Origin of the sequence: Idiomarina sp. OT37-5b (assembly GCF_002968395.1) — a bacterium.
Lineage (GTDB): Bacteria > Pseudomonadota > Gammaproteobacteria > Enterobacterales > Alteromonadaceae > Idiomarina > Idiomarina aquatica.
Genome location: NZ_CP027188.1, coordinates 878,573 through 898,743 on the forward strand (window position 1 = coordinate 878,573; position 20,171 = coordinate 898,743).

General features: G+C 52.1%; 16 protein-coding genes. 15 read left to right on the forward strand and 1 reads right to left on the reverse strand.

Features of this window, described 5'->3' with window-relative positions:
• The first annotated feature begins 19 nt into the window (after positions 1-19).
• The 11 genes from C5610_RS03925 to C5610_RS03975 all read left to right on the forward strand — a co-directional run bounded on the left by C5610_RS03925 (position 20) and on the right by C5610_RS03975 (position 14,456).
• Positions 20-808 carry a hypothetical protein gene (locus C5610_RS03925; protein ID WP_105305997.1) on the forward strand — a complete coding sequence of 263 codons (789 nt, stop codon included), beginning with the start codon at positions 20-22 and terminating at the stop codon, positions 806-808.
• A 32-nt stretch (positions 809-840) separates the two neighbouring features.
• A complete protein-coding gene (locus tag C5610_RS03930) occupies positions 841-2,463 on the forward strand; it encodes a tryptophan halogenase family protein (protein WP_105305998.1) in 1,623 nt (540 codons plus the stop codon).
• 164 nt (positions 2,464-2,627) lie between these two features.
• Positions 2,628-4,556 (forward strand): molecular chaperone DnaK, encoded by a 1,929-nt coding sequence (dnaK, locus tag C5610_RS03935; protein WP_105305999.1) that lies wholly within the window; start codon positions 2,628-2,630, stop codon positions 4,554-4,556.
• A gap of 90 nt (positions 4,557-4,646) precedes the next feature.
• Positions 4,647-5,804, forward strand: coding sequence for a molecular chaperone DnaJ (gene dnaJ / locus C5610_RS03940; protein WP_105306000.1), 1,158 nt, complete (start codon positions 4,647-4,649; stop codon positions 5,802-5,804).
• A 42-nt stretch (positions 5,805-5,846) separates the two neighbouring features.
• Positions 5,847-6,632 (forward strand): M48 family metallopeptidase, encoded by a 786-nt coding sequence (locus C5610_RS03945; protein WP_105306001.1) that lies wholly within the window; start codon positions 5,847-5,849, stop codon positions 6,630-6,632.
• Between the two features lie 86 nt (positions 6,633-6,718).
• Positions 6,719-7,933, forward strand: a complete 1,215-nt coding sequence (locus tag C5610_RS03950; protein WP_105306002.1) for a dicarboxylate/amino acid:cation symporter — start codon at positions 6,719-6,721, stop codon at positions 7,931-7,933.
• Positions 7,930-8,733 carry a 4-hydroxy-tetrahydrodipicolinate reductase gene (gene dapB / locus C5610_RS03955; RefSeq protein WP_105306003.1) on the forward strand — a complete coding sequence of 268 codons (804 nt, stop codon included), beginning with the start codon at positions 7,930-7,932 and terminating at the stop codon, positions 8,731-8,733. Before C5610_RS03950 ends, dapB begins: the two co-directional genes overlap by 4 nt.
• 148 nt (positions 8,734-8,881) lie before the next feature.
• Entirely contained in the window at positions 8,882-10,039 is a 1,158-nt protein-coding gene (gene carA, locus C5610_RS03960; protein ID WP_105306004.1) for a glutamine-hydrolyzing carbamoyl-phosphate synthase small subunit, read from the forward strand.
• A gap of 30 nt (positions 10,040-10,069) precedes the next feature.
• The gene (carB, locus tag C5610_RS03965; protein WP_105306005.1) at positions 10,070-13,294 is read left to right on the forward strand and encodes a carbamoyl-phosphate synthase large subunit; all 3,225 of its coding nucleotides are present in this window, start codon (positions 10,070-10,072) and stop codon (positions 13,292-13,294) included.
• Positions 13,291-13,767 carry a transcription elongation factor GreA gene (gene greA, locus C5610_RS03970; RefSeq protein ID WP_105306006.1) on the forward strand — a complete coding sequence of 159 codons (477 nt, stop codon included), beginning with the start codon at positions 13,291-13,293 and terminating at the stop codon, positions 13,765-13,767. Before carB ends, greA begins: the two co-directional genes overlap by 4 nt.
• Before the next feature lie 167 nt (positions 13,768-13,934).
• On the forward strand, positions 13,935-14,456 hold the full coding sequence (locus C5610_RS03975; protein WP_105306007.1) for a hypothetical protein: 522 nt from the start codon (positions 13,935-13,937) through the stop codon (positions 14,454-14,456).
• Positions 14,457-14,464: 8 nt separating this feature from the next.
• Here the strand turns inward: C5610_RS03975 and yhbY are convergent, their stop codons facing one another.
• Positions 14,465-14,761: a ribosome assembly RNA-binding protein YhbY gene (yhbY, locus tag C5610_RS03980; RefSeq protein ID WP_105306008.1), complete on the reverse strand. Its 297-nt coding sequence runs from the start codon at positions 14,759-14,761 to the stop codon at positions 14,465-14,467.
• Positions 14,762-14,850: 89 nt separating this feature from the next.
• Between yhbY and rlmE the strand changes: the two genes are divergently transcribed.
• From rlmE to glmM, 4 genes are all read left to right on the forward strand, one after another.
• Positions 14,851-15,477 (forward strand): 23S rRNA (uridine(2552)-2'-O)-methyltransferase RlmE, encoded by a 627-nt coding sequence (rlmE, locus tag C5610_RS03985; protein WP_105306009.1) that lies wholly within the window; start codon positions 14,851-14,853, stop codon positions 15,475-15,477.
• A gap of 51 nt (positions 15,478-15,528) precedes the next feature.
• On the forward strand, positions 15,529-17,475 hold the full coding sequence (gene ftsH / locus C5610_RS03990) for an ATP-dependent zinc metalloprotease FtsH (RefSeq protein ID WP_105306010.1): 1,947 nt from the start codon (positions 15,529-15,531) through the stop codon (positions 17,473-17,475).
• Positions 17,476-17,940: 465 nt separating this feature from the next.
• Positions 17,941-18,756 (forward strand): dihydropteroate synthase, encoded by an 816-nt coding sequence (gene folP / locus C5610_RS03995; protein WP_105306011.1) that lies wholly within the window; start codon positions 17,941-17,943, stop codon positions 18,754-18,756.
• Entirely contained in the window at positions 18,753-20,093 is a 1,341-nt protein-coding gene (glmM, locus tag C5610_RS04000) for a phosphoglucosamine mutase (protein ID WP_105306012.1), read from the forward strand. The genes folP and glmM overlap by 4 nt, the downstream gene beginning before the upstream one ends.
• The last annotated feature ends 78 nt before the right edge of the window (positions 20,094-20,171 follow it).

The window sequence follows — 20,171 nt, forward strand, 5'->3', positions numbered from 1 at the left end:
TGACAGTGAGAGAAACATCATGCCAACGGTAAAAGCCAAACCCGACACTCTGAATGAAATCAACAAACGCTTTGAGCAAAAGCCGCTGACACACCCCGTGTTTTTAAATTCGGTACCCAAGTGCGGTACCCACTTAATTCGCAATATTTTTCGTATGTTCGTGATGGTTGAACAGCAATATCACGACACCTTTATTCAATACCCTAACCTTGGCCAGCATTTAAAAGCCTTTCAGGCAATTACGCCGCGCTTGAGCTGGGGCCACTTACTGTTTTCGGACAATTCCGCCATTGCCACCGCCGATGCTGTGAAACTGATCATCGTGCGGGATCCCTACGATTGGGTGCTGGCGCGGGCACGGTTTTTCTTGTCCGACAATTTTGATGCCAACCTGGAACACTTAAAAACCGGTGACATCACAACAGACCAGCTACTCAATATGATGATTTTTGGGATTCACCAAAAAGTACCGACGCTCAGCGAGATTTATACCCATAATGCGGTGTCGTGGCTGGCTGAAGACATAAAACTGGTGCGTTACGAAGAGTTGGTTAAGCACTTAAAGCAACTGGATACGGACGAAGCTGAAGCGTATTTTACCGACTTATTAACGGTAACCGGCTGGAAATCGCTACCCGCAGACTGGCGTGAACGCGTACAGTTAGGCGCGGATCGGAAACAAAGTGGCACGGCACGGGAAAACCTGCAAAACGTCGCACTGGAGATTCCGGATGAGCTGCCGCAACGACAAAAAGCCATGGTGGATTTTGCCGTACCAGGACTACGACGTCTGCTCGGCTACGAGTAACACCTGAACGCCTACATAGAGTAAAACGTACTATGCAGAATAATAATAAAAAAACGCAACGTGTGGTTATTGTCGGTGGTGGCTCCTCGGGTTGGATCGCCGCCGCCTACCTCAACGGCGCCCTGAATCAGCGCGGTGAAAAACCACGGGTTGATATCACCGTTATCGAGTCGCCCGATATTCCTCGTATTTCGGTCGGTGAAGCAACCATCCCCGCGATTCAGCATGTGCTGTCGGTTATCGGTCTGAACGAAGCTGAATTTTTGCAGCAAACCGACGCCACCTTCAAGCAGTCGATTAAGTATTGCAACTGGGTCAAGAAGGATAACACCTTCTATCATCACCCCTTTTCCAGTATGCGCGTACAGCCGCTTGATTTTGCGGCGCAGCGCTGGCTTGCCAGTGATCGCAGTATTCCGTTTATGGAAACGTGCTCAGCGCAGCCAATCATTTGCGAGTGGGGGTTGGCGCCTAAGATGATGGGTGAATGGCGGATGGGGCCGCCGCTGACTTATGCCTACCATATGGATGCGCAAAAATTTGCCGACTATTTACGGGACTTTTCTAAAGCTCGTGGAGTACGCCATATTGCGGCCAATATGACCGACGTGTCATTGACCGCAGAGGGCTCGGTGAGCTCGGTAAATACCGATTGCGCCGGCGAAATTGAGGGTGATCTGTTTATTGACTGCACCGGTTTCCGGGCCAAACTCATTGAAGAACAGTTACAGGTAGGATGGGATGACTGCTCGCAATGGCTGTTGTGTGACCGAGCGGTTACCATGCATCTGCCCTATGATCGCTTTTACCCCGGTGAAGTAAGACCTTATACCACGGCTACGGCATTATCCAACGGCTGGGTGTGGGACATTCCCATGCAGTCACGTCGGTCAGTCGGGTACGTACACAGCAGTGCCTATATTTCTAAGCAAGACGCAGAAGCCGAGTTAAGAGCCTACCAAGGGGGCGACAGCAGCAGCCAAGACGTACGTTTTATTGATTTCAAAGTCGGCCGACGGCGCCAGAATTGGGTCAATAATGTGGTAGCGGTCGGTTTATCCGGCGGCTTTATTGAGCCGTTGGAGTCGACCGGCTTGTACTTGAGCGAACTGGGCGTAGTAGCGCTGGCGGAATATTTCCCTTGGCAAGCGTCGTCGATGCAAGCGATGAGTGAGCGTTACAACCGGGTATTGCAGAATCGTTATTATGAAATCCTGGATTTTATTAATATGCATTACTGCCTGACTCAGAGGGACGATACCGAATTTTGGCGTGAAGTACGTAAACCACAACGCATCAATCCCCGTCTGCAGCAAAAGCTGGCGTTATGGCAGCACAAACCGCCGACATTCCACGATTTTCAGGATCAGTGTTTCGGTAGCCCTACCGCAGCCGCCACCACGCTCAGCGGTGATGCTCGCGCGCCGATCGATACGGCGGGCCTTTGGAATCACGAAAGCTATCAGTGCATTTTATACGGTATGCATTATGACGGCTCGTTCAGTAAGGGCGATCAACCGCCGCGGGTACCCAAAGCCATTATTCAACGATTGCAGATGGCACGGCAGATGTTGCCTCCGCACGCCTACTGGTTGCAGCAAAAAGTGGGTATGGCAAACTACGCAACCGCTCATCGACCACCAGGCTGGGTATAATTTCTTATGCTTCGGCCTTGTGTTCGCAAAATTTATCCCCATCTACGGTAGCAACGCAAACTATCGGCAACAGAAAAATTTTTGTTCAGAGTTGAAAAGCTTAATCGCTGCCCCCAACTCTCAGGTATCCGATAAACATCAGAAATTTTTAGTGGAGATGAATTATGGGCAAGACTATTGGTATTGACTTAGGTACAACCAACTCTTGTGTGGCTGTACTGGATGGCGGTAAAGCACGCGTAATTGAAAACGGCGAAGGCGACCGCACCACACCTTCGGTAGTAGCATTTACCGACGACGGCGAAATTTTGGTCGGTTCACCGGCAAAACGTCAGGCGGTAACTAACCCGAACAAAACCTTATTTGCGATCAAACGTTTGATCGGTCGTCGCTTCCAGGACGAGGAAGTTCAGCGCGACATCGGCATCATGCCTTACAAAATTGTCAAGGCCGATAACGGTGATGCGTGGGTAGAAATTGATGGTGAGAAGAAAGCGCCGCCACAAATTTCTGCAGAAGTATTGAAGAAAATGAAGAAAACCGCCGAAGAGTTCTTGGGTGAAAAAGTCACCGACGCGGTTATCACAGTACCTGCCTACTTTAACGATGCTCAGCGTCAGGCAACCAAAGACGCCGGTAAGATCGCGGGCTTAGAGGTTAAGCGTATCATCAACGAGCCTACCGCTGCGGCCCTGGCTTACGGTATGGACAAGAAGTCCGGTGATAACGTCATCGCCGTTTACGACTTAGGTGGTGGTACCTTCGATATTTCTATCATCGAGATTGATGAAGTTGAAGGCGAGCACACGTTCGAAGTATTGGCGACCAACGGTGACACGCACTTAGGTGGTGAAGATTTCGATAACCGCCTGATCAACTACCTGGTTGAACAGTTCCAGAAAGATCAAGGTATCGACCTGCGCAAAGATCCGCTGGCGATGCAACGTCTGAAAGAAGCGGCCGAAAAAGCTAAGATCGAGCTGTCTTCAGCTCAGCAAACCGAAGTTAACCTGCCTTACATTACGGCAGATAACACCGGTCCTAAGCACTTAGCGATTAAAGTAACCCGTGCGAAGTTAGAATCACTGGTTGAAGACCTGATCAAGAAGTCACTGGAGCCGGTTAAACAAGCATTAGCAGACGCTGATCTGTCGGTAAGCGACATCAACGACATCATCATGGTCGGTGGTCAGACACGTATGCCTAAAGTTCAGGCGGCGGTAACCGACTTCTTTGGCAAAGAGCCACGTCGTGACGTTAACCCGGATGAAGCGGTTGCTATGGGTGCTGCGGTACAGGGCGGCGTGTTATCAGGTGACGTTAAAGACGTACTGTTGCTGGACGTGTGCCCGCTGTCGCTGGGTATCGAAACCATGGGCGGCGTCATGACTAAGCTGATTGAGAAAAACACCACGATTCCGACCAAAGAATCGCAAACGTTCTCGACAGCAGAAGACAACCAGTCTGCGGTAACCATTCACGTGCTGCAGGGCGAGCGTAAACGTTCTGCCGACAACAAATCGTTGGGTCAGTTTAACCTCGAAGGTATCCGTCCGGCGGCGCGCGGTGTCCCGCAAATCGAAGTCACCTTTGACATCGATGCGGATGGTATCCTGCACGTATCGGCGAAGGACAAAGATACCGGTAAAGAACAGAAGATCACCATCAAGGCGTCTTCTGGTCTGGACGAGTCTGAAGTCGAAAAAATGGTTAAGGACGCTGAGGCACACGCCGAAGAAGATAAGAAGTTCGAGGAAATGGTACAGGCACGTAACCAAGCGGATGGTTTGGTGCACGCGACCCGTAACCAGCTTAAAGAAGTCGGTGATGCCTTAGCTCAGAACGACAAAGACGCGATTGAGAAAGCCTGTGAAGAGCTTGAACAAGCGGCTAAAGACGGCGACAAAGAAGCCATCGAAAGCAAAACTCAGGCGCTGATGGAAGTGTCTCAGAAGCTGATGGAAGCGGCTCAGCAACAGCAAGCTCAGCAAGGAGCTGAAGGCGCTGCCGGTGGCGAGAAGTCTTCGTCAAAAGCGGATGATGACGTTGTCGACGCTGAATTTGAAGAAGTCAAAGACGACGACAAGAAGTAAGCACTAAGGCAACTTCACTAATCAACACGGGTGTTGCCGCAAGGTAATGCCCGTGTATTCGTATCAGAGTAGGACAGAAGACGTAACACTATGGCGACACAAGATTTTTACCAAATTCTTGGGGTCTCAAAAGACGCCAGCGAACGGGACATCAAAAAAGCGTATAAGCGCATGGCGATGAAATACCATCCGGATCGCACCAAAGGCGACAAAGACCTCGAGTTAAAATTTAAAGAGATCAAACAAGCCTATGAGGTTCTGACCGACCCGCAGAAGCGCCAGATGTATGATCAATATGGGCACGACGCGTTTGAGCAGGCTCGTCAGGGCGGTGGTGGCCCGGGCGCCGGTGGATTCGGTGGCGGTGCCGATTTTGCTGATATCTTTGGCGATGTGTTTGGTGACATTTTCGGTGGCGGTGGCGGCCGCCGTGGTCAGGCTCGGGCGCAACGCGGTGCCGACCTGCGCTATAACCTGGAACTGTCGCTGGAAGAAGCGGTACGCGGTAAGAACGTAGAACTGAAGATACCGACCCTAGTCGAATGTGAGGACTGTGACGGCAGCGGTGCCAAAAAAGGCACCAAACCAGAAACCTGTAGTCATTGTCACGGTGCCGGACAAATTCAGATGCGACAGGGCTTCTTTGCAGTGCAGCAGGCCTGTCCGCACTGTCGTGGCAAGGGGACGGTGATTAAAGATCCGTGCCGCAGCTGTCATGGTCAGGGTCGGGTTGAGAAGACCAAAACCCTTAATGTTAAGATCCCGGCCGGCGTTGATACCGGTGACCGTATCCGTTTGGCCAGTGAAGGTGAGGCGGGCGAACACGGCGCACCAGCCGGTGACCTGTACGTGCAAGTACATGTTCGCGAGCACCCAATCTTTGCTCGTGACGGTAATAACCTCTACTGTGAAGTACCGGTCAGCTTTACCAAAGCGGCGCTGGGTGGCGACATCGAAGTGCCGACGCTGGATGGTAAAGTCAAACTGAAAGTACCGAAGGAAACTCAAACCGGTAAACATTTCCGGTTACGCGGTAAAGGCGTGAAATCGGTGCGCACCGGTGCGGTGGGAGACCTGATTTGCAAAGTGGTTATCGAAACCCCGGTTAATTTATCCAGTAAGCAGCGCGAAATGCTGGAAGAACTGGAAAAGTCGATGGGCGAAGGTGATGAAGCAGCCAAGTTTCGCCCGAAAGAAAAAGGCTTTTTCGACGGCGTAAAGCAATTTTTTGATGACTTACGCGGATAAATTGGCTTTACTGTAGAGTAGGTCACAATCAGGAGATCACGTATGCGCTTACGCACCGTTGCAGCTTCGCTGCTTGCGACACTGGCTTTGGTCAGTTGCTCGAAATCACCGACGGGTCGCTCACAGCTGACTCTGATGCCGACGCAACAACTGGAGCAGATGGGCGACCAGTCCTATCAGCAGATGAAGCAAGAGTTAGCGATTAACACCGATGCCGCGACCAATGCCTATGTGCGTTGCGTGGCGGATGCGCTGATCGAAACCCTGCCGCAGCCTTATCGCAATGCCGATTGGGAAGTCACGGTGTTTGCGGACGACGCAGCCAATGCGTTTGCCTTACCGGGCTACAATATTGGCGTCTACGACGGTCTGTTAAAGGTTGCAACCAATCAGCATCAACTGGCCGCGGTTATTGGCCACGAAATTGGCCATGTCATTGCTGAACACAGCAATGAGCGGGTGTCCAGTAACATGATGGTCGGTCTGGGACTTCAGGTCGGCGCCATTATCGCGGACACGCAACTGGATTCAGAAAACGCAGCGCTGGTTATGGCGGCACTGGGTATTGGTGCGCAAGTGGGCATCCTGTTGCCTTATTCGCGCACCCATGAGTCTGAGTCAGACCGACTGGGACTGGACTATATGGCCGCGGCTGGTTTCCGCCTGGAAGAAGCCGCTCAGCTCTGGCGTAACATGGCTGCTGAGGGCGGTGCTAATCCACCCGAGTTGCTGTCAACGCACCCGGCACCATCGTCTCGCATTGAAGCGATCAACAACTACATTCCACAGTTAACTGTCGCGAATAAAAGCCCGAATTGCCGTCGGTAATTCGGGGCATATCATATAGCCAAATCATCTTTCGCGTTCCATAAAGCGGCGTAAACTATGCCCTTTTATTGATTTTGCGGGGTTGTATGCTTAAAGCGTGGTTCGCGATTCCTTTTTGGCAGCGGGTTTTGGGCGCCTTTGCCCTGGGCATGTTAATCGGTGCGCTGGCGCCCGAAGTAGGGGTTGCGCTAAAGCCGCTCGGTGATCTCTTTATTCGAGCCATCAAGATGTTGGTTGCGCCATTAATTTTCTGTGCCATTGTCAGTGCCATTACCGATCTGAACGATGGCCAGAAACTCGGCCGACTAGGGGTCAAGACCATTGGCTTGTTTATGCTGACAGCGGTGATCGCCAGTGCTATTGGCCTGACGCTGGCATCGCTGATTGATATGAGCCCGGCAACCACGCTGACCGCTACCGAAACCACGGAACGACAGATACCATCGGTGGCACAGGTCTTTCTCAACTTTGTGCCGACGAATCCGTTTGCGGCTCTGACCGAGGGCAATGTACTGCAAATTGTGGTGTTTGCTGCGGTGGTAGGTATCGCCATTCAGAAACTCAGCGGTAAAGCGGAACCTCTGCGTCAGACCATCAAATCGGGCGCGGAAGTGATGTATGAAATTACCCGTATGGTGCTGCAGTTAACGCCGATCGGCGTGTTCGGTCTGATGGCCTGGGTGATTGGTGAATACGGCTTTGCCAGCTTGCTGCCGTTGGCGAAATTTGTTGGCGTGATTTATCTTGCCGCGGCGGTTCATATCATTGTTGTGTACGGTAGTCTGGTACGCTGGTTTGGCAAGTTAAGTCCGCGCGAATTCTTTAAGTCGGTGTTTGATGCTCAGGTTGTGGCTTTCACCACCTGCAGTTCATTTGGCTCGTTACCGGCCGCGCATCGAGCGGTGACCGAACGTTTACGGGTGTCGAAAGATTACGCCTCATTTGTGTTGCCACTGGGCGCCACCATTAACATGGACGGCTGCGGCGGGATTTACCCGGCCGTAGCGGCCATTTTTATTGCCAACCTTTACGGCATTCCGTTAGAGTGGTTTGATTACGCGCTGATTATGATGACCGCCACGCTGGCCTCCGTTGGTACCGCCGGTGTTCCGGGCACGGCTCTGGTGATGTTAACGGTAACACTGAATGTGGTTGGCCTGCCGCTGGAAGGGATCGCCTTTATCGCTGCGATTGACCGGATTATTGATATGGTCAGAACGCTGACCAATGTTACCGGCGATATGATGGTCGCCCGGGTGGTGGCACGCAGTGAAAACTTATTAACCGAGGAGAAAGCATGAAGGTAGGGGTTATTGGTGCATCGGGACGCATGGGACAAGCGGTGATTGCCGCGCTGCAGATGTCATCACAGCATTCCCTGAGCGCAGCCATTGTCAGCGACAATAGCGCCCGGCGTGGCCAAGCGGTAGCGACAACGCATTATCAAACGCTGGCAGAAGTGCAACAGCAGCCGGATGTGTTGATCGATTTTAGCCTGCCGCAGGCACTTACCGATAACCTTGACTATGCGCTACAGCACCAGTTACCGCTGGTGGTCTGCACCACCGGACTGGATGCGTCGCAACAACAGCAACTTGCGGCGGCGGCGCAACAGATTCCGATCTTGTATGCGCGCAACACCAGTGTTGGCGTTGCCTTGCTAGAGCAATTGGTGGCGCTAAGTGCAGCAGCGCTGCCGGATGCGGACATTGAAGTCTTCGAGGCACATCACAAGCACAAAAAGGACGGTCCGTCAGGCACTGCACTGGCGCTGGGCGAAGCCGCAGCTCGTGGACGCCGCCAGCATTTTGACGACATCAATGCCGGCGTTCGCGGTAACGGTGAACGCCGAGATGGCAGTATTGGCTTTTCGGTGCTGCGGGCCGCCGATATTGTCGGTGAACATCAAGTGATGCTGGCGCAAACCGGCGAGCGAATCGAGCTGAATCACCGCGTTAGCGATCGCAGCATATTTGCCCAGGGGGCGCTACGGGCGGGCGCCTGGCTGGTCGGACAGGCCCCGGGACTGTATAAAATGCAGGATATCCTGAACTTACAGGAAACCTTGCAGCGGTTGCTTGACAGTGAGTCCGGCGAATAAAGCGCTGGACGAAAAGTGAAAAAATTCGTACAATAAGTGCAATTTGCCTAGCGGAAGTTTCTAGGCAGAGACTGCGCGGTTCAAGACCTTAAACGGGGAAGTCAACATTGTATTGATTCACCCGTTTTTTTATGTACGGAGGTTGCCCTTGAGTATTTTAGCGAGTCAATCCGCTAACCGAGCAATACTGGTTCTAGCTGATGGTACCATTTTTCGCGGTACCGCCATTGGAGCCGAAGGCTCCGCGGTCGGCGAAGTTGTTTTCAACACGGCCATGACCGGCTACCAGGAAATTCTCACCGACCCATCTTATACTGAACAACTCGTTACCCTGACTTATCCCCACATTGGAAATACCGGTACCAACGACGAAGACGAAGAGTCAGATGCCGTTTGGGCAAAAGGCTTAATCATTCGTGATAACGCATTAAAAGCCAGTAATTTCCGTAAACAAGAAACACTCAACGAATACCTTCGCCGCCACAATGTGGTTGGAATAGCCGATATCGATACTCGTAAGTTAACCCGTATTTTGCGCGAAAAAGGCGCTCAAAACGGTTGTATCATGGCTGGCGAACTGGATGACGCCAAAGCGCTCGAATTAGCCCAGCAGTTCCCGGGGCTAAAAGGCATGGATTTGGCCAAAGAAGTCTGTTGTAAAGAGGTTCAACCCTGGGTTGGTGGCAGTTGGAAACTCGGCGAAGGGCACACCCAACCGGAGCAGTCAAAATACCATGTGGTGGCATACGATTACGGCGTAAAGCACAATATCCTGCGCCTGCTTGCTGACCGCAACTGCAAAATCACGCTGGTACCCGCACAGACGCCGGCCAGTGAGGTGTTGGCGATGAATCCGGATGGTGTATTCCTGTCCAACGGTCCGGGCGACCCGGAGCCTTGTGACTATGCGATTAAAGCCATCCAGGAGTTATTGGACAACAACATCCCTATCTTCGGTATCTGTTTAGGCCACCAATTGTTAGGCCTGGCCAGCGGTGCCAAGTCGGTGAAGATGAAACTCGGTCACCACGGTGCTAACCACCCGGTGCAGGACAGCCGTACTAAGCGGGTGATGATCACCAGTCAGAACCACGGTTTCGCGATCGATATCGACACCCTGCCGGATACCCTGGAAGTGACCCATGTGTCGTTGTTTGACGGCACCTTACAGGGCATTAAGCGCAAAGATAAACCGGCGTTCAGTTTTCAGGGACACCCGGAAGCCAGCCCGGGACCGCACGATGCGGCCGAACTGTTCGATCAATTCATCGAGCTCATGCAACAGCGAGTGCAGGCGACAGCCTGATTGAGTACAGGAAAAGGATAGAGCGAATTTATGCCAAAACGTACAGACATTAACAGTATCCTGATTCTTGGTGCCGGTCCGATCGTTATCGGTCAGGCGTGTGAGTTTGATTACTCCGGCGCTCAGGCTTGTAAAGCATTACGCGAAGAAGGCTATCGGGTCATTCTGGTTAACTCCAACCCGGCCACCATTATGACCGACCCGGAAATGGCCGATGCCACCTACATTGAGCCGATCCACTGGGAAGTGGTGGAAAAAATCATCGAGCGGGAAAAACCGGATGCCATTTTGCCGACCATGGGTGGACAAACGGCACTGAACTGCGCCCTGGATTTGGACCGCCACGGGGTACTGCAAAAGTACAACGTGGAAATGATTGGTGCCAACGCTGACGCCATTGATAAAGCAGAAAACCGCGATCGCTTTGATAAAGCAATGAAGGCGATTGGTCTGGAGACGCCCAATGCGGAAATGGCGCACAGCATGGAAGAAGCTTTTGATGTGCTCGACCGACTCGGTTTCCCGTGCATTATTCGGCCATCTTTTACCATGGGCGGAAGTGGCGGCGGTATCGCCTATAACCGCGAAGAGTTTGAAGAAATCTGCCGCCGCGGGCTGGATTTGTCACCGACCAACGAATTGTTGATTGATGAGTCGCTGCTGGGTTGGAAAGAATACGAGATGGAAGTGGTTCGTGATAAGAACGACAACTGCATCATCGTCTGTACCATTGAAAACTTTGACCCTATGGGTATCCATACCGGCGACTCGATAACCGTGGCACCGGCACAAACGCTGACCGACAAAGAATTTCAGGTGATGCGTGATGCGGCGATGGCGGTGTTACGCGAAATTGGCGTGGAAACCGGTGGTTCGAACGTACAGTTTGGCGTTAACCCGGATACCGGCCGTATGGTGATTATCGAGATGAACCCTCGGGTATCACGCTCGTCTGCGCTGGCCTCGAAAGCGACCGGCTTCCCGATTGCTAAAGTGGCGGCCAAGTTGGCGGTGGGCTATACCCTCGATGAGCTCGACAACGAAATTACCGGCGGCATTACACCAGCGTCCTTTGAACCGGCACTCGACTACGTGGTGACTAAGATCCCACGCTTTAACTTTGAGAAATTCGCCAACTGTAACGATCGTCTGACCACACAAATGAAATCGGTCGGTGAAGTGATGGCGATAGGCCGTAACTTCCAGGAATCCATGCAGAAAGCCCTGCGCGGGTTGGAATTGGGGGCTAACGGCCTCGATCCGATCATTGATATCACCGCCGACGATGCCCGCGGCAAAGTGATACGCGAGCTAAAAGAACCGGGTGCCGAGCGCATCTGGTACATCGCTGATGCTTTCCGTATGGGCATGAGCGTGCGTGAAGTGTTTGAGCTGACCCGCATTGATGAGTGGTTCCTGATCCAGCTGGAAGAATTGATCCTGCTGGAACGAGAAATGGACGAATTAGGTCTGGCCGGATTAACCCCGGACGTAATGACCGCACTCAAACGCCGCGGTTTTTCAGATAAGCGCATTGCCGATGTACTGCATGTGAGTGAATCGGAAGTGCGTAAAAAACGTTATGAGTTTGCCATTCATCCGGTTTACAAACGGGTTGATACCTGCGCCGCAGAATTTGCCTCCGGTACCGCCTATATGTACTCAAGTTATGATGAAGAGTGCGAAGCGCAAGTGTCGGATCGTGAAAAAATCATGGTCATCGGCGGTGGTCCTAACCGCATCGGCCAGGGTATCGAGTTCGATTACTGCTGTGTCCATGCGGCCCTGGCGATGCGCGAAGACGGTTACGAAACCATTATGGTGAACTGTAACCCGGAAACCGTTTCAACCGACTACGACACCTCAGATCGACTGTATTTTGAACCGATTACGCTGGAAGACGTGCTGGAAATCGTCCGTATTGAGAAGCCGAAGGGTGTGATTGTTCAGTACGGTGGTCAGACGCCACTGAAACTGGCGCGTGAACTGGAAGCGAATGGGGTGCCAATCATCGGTACCTCACCGGACGCTATTGACCGTTCAGAAGACCGCGAGCGCTTCCAGGCGGCGGTTCGTCGACTGAATCTGAAACAGCCGGAAAACGCAACCGTGACCGGTATCACTCAGGCGCTGACGGAAGCTAAACGCATTGGTTATCCGCTGGTGGTTCGACCGTCGTACGTGCTCGGTGGCCGGGCAATGGAAATCGTTTACGACGAGCAGGATCTAAACCGTTATCTGACCGAAGCGGTTAAGGTATCCAATGAAGCGCCAGTATTGCTGGACCGCTTCCTCGACAACGCGATTGAAGTGGATGTTGACGCCATTTGTGATGGCGAAGACGTGCTTATTGGTGGCATCATGCAGCACATTGAAGAAGCCGGCGTTCACTCCGGTGACTCGGCCTGTTCATTGCCGCCGTATTCACTCAGCGATATTATTCAGGCGCAACTGCGTGAGCAGATTCGTAAACTGGCGTTCGAGCTTAATGTAAAAGGCCTGATGAATGCCCAGTTTGCGGTTAAAGACGATGAAATTTATCTGATCGAAGTTAACCCGCGTGCAGCCCGTACAGTGCCGTTTGTGTCGAAAGCCACAGGTGTGCCGCTGGCAAAAGTTGCTGCTCGTGTGATGGTCGGTCAAAGCCTGAAACAGCAGGGCTATGTAAAGGAAATCATCCCGCCGTATTACTCGGTCAAAGAAGTGGTGATCCCATTTGCAAAATTCCAGGGTGTGGATCCTATCCGCGGCCCGGAAATGCGTTCAACCGGCGAAGTGATGGGTGTTGGTGAGAGCTTTGAGGAGGCCTACGCGAAAGCGAATCTGGCCGCCGGTGAAGCACTGGCTAAAAAGGGTAAAGCACTGATTTCGGTTAAAGACAGCGACAAGCGACGGCTGATGGATTTGGCCCGTGGTTTACTGGCGCTGGGCTTTAAACTGGAAGCAACGCGCGGCACCGCTAAAATGTTAGCGGAAGAGGGCATCGACTGTTCAATAGTGAACAAGCTGCAGGAAGGCCGGCCTAATATTGTTGATGCCATCAAAAATGGTGAGTACAGTTACATCATCAACACGGTTGAAGGACGTCAGGCGATTGAAGACTCTGTCTACATTCGTCGTGAGGCGCTGTTGAATAAAGTGATTTATACCACCACGTTAAATGCTGCGTTTGCTACCGTTAAAGCGAACACAGCAGATGACCGGGCGCGGGTGAGCTCGGTGCAGGAACTCCATAAAAGGGTAGAGCTAGTATGAACCAGATTCCAATGACGGAACGCGGTGCGCAGTTATTGCGTGATGAACTCAAGCGCTTGAAAACGGTCGACCGGCCGCGCATTGTTGAGGCGATTGCCGACGCACGCGAGCACGGCGACTTGAAAGAAAACGCTGAGTACCACGCAGCACGTGAACAGCAAGGGTTTTGTGAAGGGCGGATTCAGGAAATTGAATCGAAGCTGTCCAATGCCCAGATCATCGATGTCACCAAAGTACCGAATAACGGTAAAGTGATTTTTGGTGCGACGGTCACGGTCTATAACACCAAAACCGACGAAGAAGTGACCTATAAAATCGTTGGTGACGATGAAGCAGACATCAAGTCTAACTTGATCAGCGTTAATTCACCGATTGCACGCGCACTGATTGGTAAAGAGATTGATGATGTTGCGACGGTGACCACGCCAAACGGCGAAGTTGAATACGAAGTGGTCGAAGTTAAATACATTTAATGATATTTATCAATAATTTAGTTAAAAACCAGCGCTTCGGCGCTGGTTTTTTTATGTTTACAGCAAAATCAGATTTTTGCGCATTGTTTCCTAAAAATGTTTTTTGTATAACTAATCCCGTTTTTCGTCTTATTCGTCCTAAATGAGGTATGGAAAGGAGTCCATTTATGGAAACGGCATTTTATCCTTACAACGCGCTTGCCGAAAATCTGACGGTGACAGACTGCATGCACCGATTAAAGCAAGTGATCAATGCATCGACCATCAAAGAGGTAGTGGCCTGGTTAGGCGTAGATTACTCGCACTATAAAAACTGGAAACATCGACGGATTATCCCGTACAGCCTGATCGTGCCAAAACTGTTGCAGGTGGGTTATTCCGTTGATTGGTTGTTCGCTCCCGGCGTTAAGCTGTTTTACCCGAAGCCATTATTGAGTTTAAGCGACAGGCCAGCGCAGGTGATTGAGCAGCAAATTGAGTATCGCCGTTACACCAAAGCGATGCAGAAAATTGAACCGTTGCTCAAACGCAATCGGTTAAAGAACATTGAACACAACCGCACGGAATTATTGAGCGCGTATCTGCATTCCTACGAAGGATGGATGAGCCTGGACAGCTCGTTGTCGTTTATTGCAAGAGCAACGGCGATCGAGCCTGTGCCCGCGCCGCTGCCATTGTCAGTTGGCTAAACTCGGAGTTATGCTTTCGGCAGATGGATTTTGGGTTCTTCTGCCGCGCGGTACAACACCAGCGTTTTACCAATAACCTGAACTTGCTCTGCGCCGGACTCAGCAACAATCGTTGCGATGATTTGCTGGCGCAATTCACGCTCTTCTTCTGGCACTTTCACTTTAATTAACTCATGATCGTTCAATGCCTGATCGATTTCAGCCAGTACGCCTTCGGTTAATCCGTTAGCACCGAGTAACACCACCGGTTTTAACGGATGTGCTTTACTTTTTAGGAACTGTTTTTGCTTATTGCTTAATGACATTAGATAATACCGTTCTTTTGACTTGAATTTTGCCTATTGTAACGCCATCTACCGTTAGCAGGCCAGAAAAACAAAGGATATCCAGTTGTATGGCAAAAAAACGCAGCTCCAGCAGTCGCCGCTGGCTTGACGAACACTTCAATGATCACTTCGTGCAAAAAGCGCAGAAGAAAGGTCTGCGTTCGCGTGCCGTCTTTAAACTTGAAGAAATTCAACAACGCGACCGCTTGATAAAGAAAGGTCAGACGGTGGTTGACCTGGGCGCCGCACCGGGCGGCTGGTCACAGTACGTGGCCGATTATTTTAATGGTGATGGTCAAATTATCGCCTGTGATATTTTACCGATGGACCCAATCGCCGGCGTCGATTTCTTGCAGGGCGACTTTCGCGATGAAGCGGTTTTGCAGGCACTACTGACCCGAATCGACGGTAAAAACGTAGATGTAGTATTGTCGGATATGGCACCTAATATGAGTGGTAACGACAATGTCGATCAGCCACGCGCCATGTATTTAGTGGAGTTGGCGTTGGATATGTGTCATCAGGTTTTGAAACCCGGCGGCTCTTTTGCGGTCAAAGTATTTCAGGGACAAGGATTTGAGGAGTTCTTAAAAGATGTTCGTGCCGCCTTTAAAACAGTAAAAACACGCAAGCCCGAGTCATCCCGTGCACGCTCCCGTGAGGTGTATCTGGTAGCGACGGATTACAAACTATAGTACCCTGTCAAAAGGTATAAAGATTTCAATTTACACTAGAGGTAATAGGCTTTGAGCGATATGGCAAAAAATCTCATCTTGTGGCTGGTAATAGCCGTTGTGTTGATGAGCGTTTTTCAGAGCTTCAGTCCGGGTGAAACCTCCGGTTCACAAATGGCTTACAGTGAATTTGTCAGCCAAGTGAATGACGGAAATATCCGCCGTGCAGACTTTGGCGAAGATGGGCGCACCATTACGGGTATGACCAATAATGGTCAGACATTTAAAACCGTGGTTCCAACACAATACGATCCGAAAATTCTGGACGATTTGCTGGCGAATAACGTGCAAACGCAAGGTACTCCGCCGGAAGAGCCGAGTATCCTGACCTCTATCTTTATTTCGTGGTTCCCGATGCTGCTGTTGATTGGTGTATGGATTTTCTTCATGCGTCAAATGCAAGGCGGTGGCGGCCGTGGTGCCATGTCGTTCGGTAAGAGCAAAGCGCGGCTGATGAACGAAGAGCAAATGAAAACGACGTTCAAAGACGTTGCTGGCTGTGACGAAGCAAAAGAAGAAGTGGTGGAACTGGTCGACTATCTGAAAGATCCGTCCAAGTTCCAGCGTTTAGGCGGTAAGATTCCGAAAGGCGTGCTGATGGTAGGCCCTCCGGGTACGGGTAAAACCTTATTGGCGAAAGCCATTTCCGGTGAAGCCAAGGTGCCGTTCTTCAGCATCTCAGGTTCGGACTTCGTCGAAATGTTCGTCGGTGTCGGTGCATCTCGTGTGCGCGACATGTTCGAACAGGCGAAAAAATCAGCGCCGTGCATCATCTTCATCGATGAGATCGACGCGGTCGGTCGCCAACGTGGTGCCGGTCTTGGGGGTGGGCACGATGAGCGTGAACAAACCCTGAACCAAATGCTGGTCGAAATGGACGGCTTTGAAGGTAACGAAGGTATTATCGTGATTGCCGCGACGAACCGTCCTGACGTTCTCGACCCTGCGTTACTGCGTCCCGGTCGTTTTGACCGCCAGGTGGTGGTTGGTTTACCAGACGTGCGTGGGCGTGAGCAGATCCTGAAAGTGCACATGCGTAAAGTGCCGCTGGGTGACGACGTTAAGCCGGAACTGATTGCACGGGGTACCCCGGGTTTCTCCGGTGCCGACCTTGCCAACCTGGTGAATGAGGCTGCCCTGTTTGCTGCTCGTGGCAACAAACGTGTGGTTAGCATGGAAGAATTCGACAAAGCGAAAGACAAGATCATGATGGGCGCAGAACGTCGCTCAATGGTTATGACCGATGATGAAAAGGCGATGACAGCCTATCACGAAGCCGGTCACGCCATTGTTGGCCGTCTGGTGCCGGAACACGATCCGGTCTACAAGGTGTCGATCATTCCGCGTGGTCGGGCTCTGGGTGTTACCATGTACCTGCCGGAACAAGATCGTGTCAGCCACACCAAGCAACATCTGGAAAGCATGATCTCCAGTCTGTTTGGTGGCCGTTTGGCGGAGCAACTGATTTACGGTGCTGATAAAGTCACCACCGGCGCTTCCAACGACATCGAACGTGCGACAGAAATCGCCCGTAAGATGGTGACGCAATGGGGTCTGTCGGAGAAAATGGGGCCGTTATTGTACGCAGAGGACGAAAATGAAGTGTTCCTCGGCCGTTCAGTCACTCAGCACAAGCACATGTCAGACGATACTGCACGTGCGATTGATGAAGAAGTTAAGGCTGTTATTGATACGAACTATCAACGGGCGAAAAAGATCCTGGAAGAAAACATGGATATCTTACACGCCATGAAAGACGCCTTAATGAAGTACGAAACCATCGACGCCGATCAGATCGACGACCTGATGAACCGTCGCGACGTTCGCCCACCAAAAGGCTGGGACGACTCACGCGATGACGGTGGCGACACCGGCGGCGGCTCCGCCAAGGCTGACAACACCGAAGAGCGCCCGGAGCGCCCAATCAATGTTGAAAAGCCAGGCGACGCAACGTCATAAACTGGTATCGTTAATAAAAACCCGCCGCTGGCGGGTTTTTTGTGGTTGAGGACTTTTGGCTGACGACCCGGGGGAAGGAGTGGCAGGATTATGGCAGGCAATTGACCCACCCCTAAGCCAAGGGACGCCCACAAGTACGTCCCTGTAGGGCTTGACTGGCGCCATCCATGGCGCCAGACACCCTTGTCTTAGGGGGTGGGTCAATTACCTTATTGCCATATTCCTGCCGCTCCTCCCCCGGGGTCAATACGGCGGTAACGGATAGTTAGTCTACGGTTGGTCGGGTGAGTAGCGGGCGCGGTGTTGGTTGCGGCGCCATTCAGGGGGTGTTGGAGGCCATGGATGGCCGGAAACAAGCGTACACGGACGTACTTGCAGCGTCCCCCTGAATGGCGCCGCGACCAACACTAACAGCCCGCTGCTTACCCGACCAACCGCAAGCCTGAGAACGATAAGGAAGCTTCGATGAGCAAACAAACTAAACCTTTGAGGGTGATGGGAATTTTGAATGTGACGCCGGATTCATTCAGTGATGGCGGGCGTCATCATACGGTGGCTAAGGCGGTCGATCATGCGGCGCGGTTGCTGGATGAGGGCGCGGACATTCTGGATGTTGGCGGTGAATCGACGCGGCCGGGGGCTGAGGCAGTGGCAACGGAGGAAGAGCTGGCGCGGGTGATTCCGGTGGTGGAGGCGATTAAGCAACGTTTTGATGCCTTTGTTTCCGTTGATACCACCAAAACGGCGGTGATGCGCGAGAGCATTGCGGTGGGTGCGGACATGATCAATGACGTTTGTGCGTTGCAGCAGCCGGGGGCTTTGCAGGCGGTTGCGGATAGTGAGGTTGAGCTGTGCTTAATGCACATGCAGGGCGAACCGCGCACGATGCAGCATGAGCCGCGTTACGATGACGTGGTCTGTGACGTGAAGGCGTTTTTGCAACGGCGGATTGCGGCCTGTGAGGAAGCGGGCATTGCGCGTCAGCGGCTGTGGCTGGACCCTGGTTTTGGGTTTGGTAAATCGATGCGCCATAACTATCAAATGTTGCAACGTTTGCAGGCGTTTCACGAACTGCAACTGCCGCTACTGATTGGTATGTCGCGTAAATCGATGATTGGTCATGTGACCGGACGGGCGGTTGATGAGCGCTTAGCGGGGAGTATCGCGGCGGCAACTATTGCAGCCCTCAAAGGAGCACGTATAATCCGTGTTCACGATGTTAAGGAAACGGTTGATGCGATGAAAGTCGTGGCAGCCACACTCGAGGGAGACTATTTGTGAGCGAACGGAAGTATTTTGGCACCGACGGTGTGCGCGGACGCGTTGGAGAATTTCCAATTACCCCGGAATTTGCGGTAAAACTCGGCTGGGCAGCCGGGCGAGTGTTGGCGGCAAAGGGTACACGTAAGGTATTGGTTGGTAAGGATACCCGTGTCAGTGGTTACATGCTTGAGTCGGCGCTGGAGGCGGGACTTGCGGCGGCCGGGGTCAATGTTGACTTTCTCGGGCCGATGCCGACGCCGGGTATTGCCTATTTAACCCGTACGTTCCGTGCTGCTGCCGGTATTGTTATCAGTGCATCGCACAACCCTTATTACGACAATGGCATTAAATTCTTTGCCGATAACGGGCACAAACTGCCGGATGCGACTGAGCTGGAAATCGAACGATTATTGGATCAGCCGATGGAATGTGTCAGTTCGGAGCATTTAGGTCGTGCAAACCGTATTGCCGATGCGGCGGGTCGTTACATTGAATTCTGTAAGAGTGTGTTCCCGTCTGAGTTGTCGTTACAAGGGTTACACATTGTGGTGGATTGTGCTCATGGTGCGACCTATCACATTGCGCCAAACGTGTTGCGTGAACTGGGCGCACGGGTTACCGAGATTGGCACCAAACCCGATGGCATGAACATCAATAAAGACTGTGGCGCGACGTCGTTGGACGCGCTTCAACAGGCGGTATTGGATAACAAAGCGAATGTCGGTCTGGCACTCGATGGTGACGGTGATCGCATCATGATGGTAACAGACAAAGGACGTGTTATCGACGGTGATGAGATTCTTTATATTCTGGCGGTGACGGCGCAGCAGCAGGGGCAACTGCAAGGCGGCGTAGTTGGCACTCTGATGACGAACTTTGCGTTGGAAAAAGAGTGCGAGCGGCGGAACATTCCGTTTGTTCGTGCCAAAGTGGGCGACCGTTATGTGATTGAAGAACTGGTCAAACGCGATTGGTATTTGGGTGGCGAAAATTCAGGTCATGTCATTAATCGTCAATACCACACCACCGGTGATGGCATTATTGCCGGCTTACAGGTACTGGCGGCGATGCAGTTTGAAGGCAAATCGTTACATGAGCTGAGCCGTGATTTTAAAAAGCTGCCGCAGGTGCTGATTAATGTGCGCTTTAACGCTGGTGAGCAGCCGCTGGAATCTGACACCGTACAGGCCGTCGTCAATGAAGTCGAAACCGCGCTGGCCGGTAAAGGCCGGGTGTTGTTGCGTAAGTCGGGTACTGAACCTCTGATCCGGGTCATGGTCGAAGGAGAAGATGAGAAAACCGTGCGGACGTTTGCGCAGCAAATTGCGAACGAAGTGGAAGCGGCTACAAATTAAACACTTGAGCGGTTGCAGCCGAAATGCCGCTTGTATCTTCACGCGGCTTCGGCTACTATTCCCGCCGCTCTAACGAAG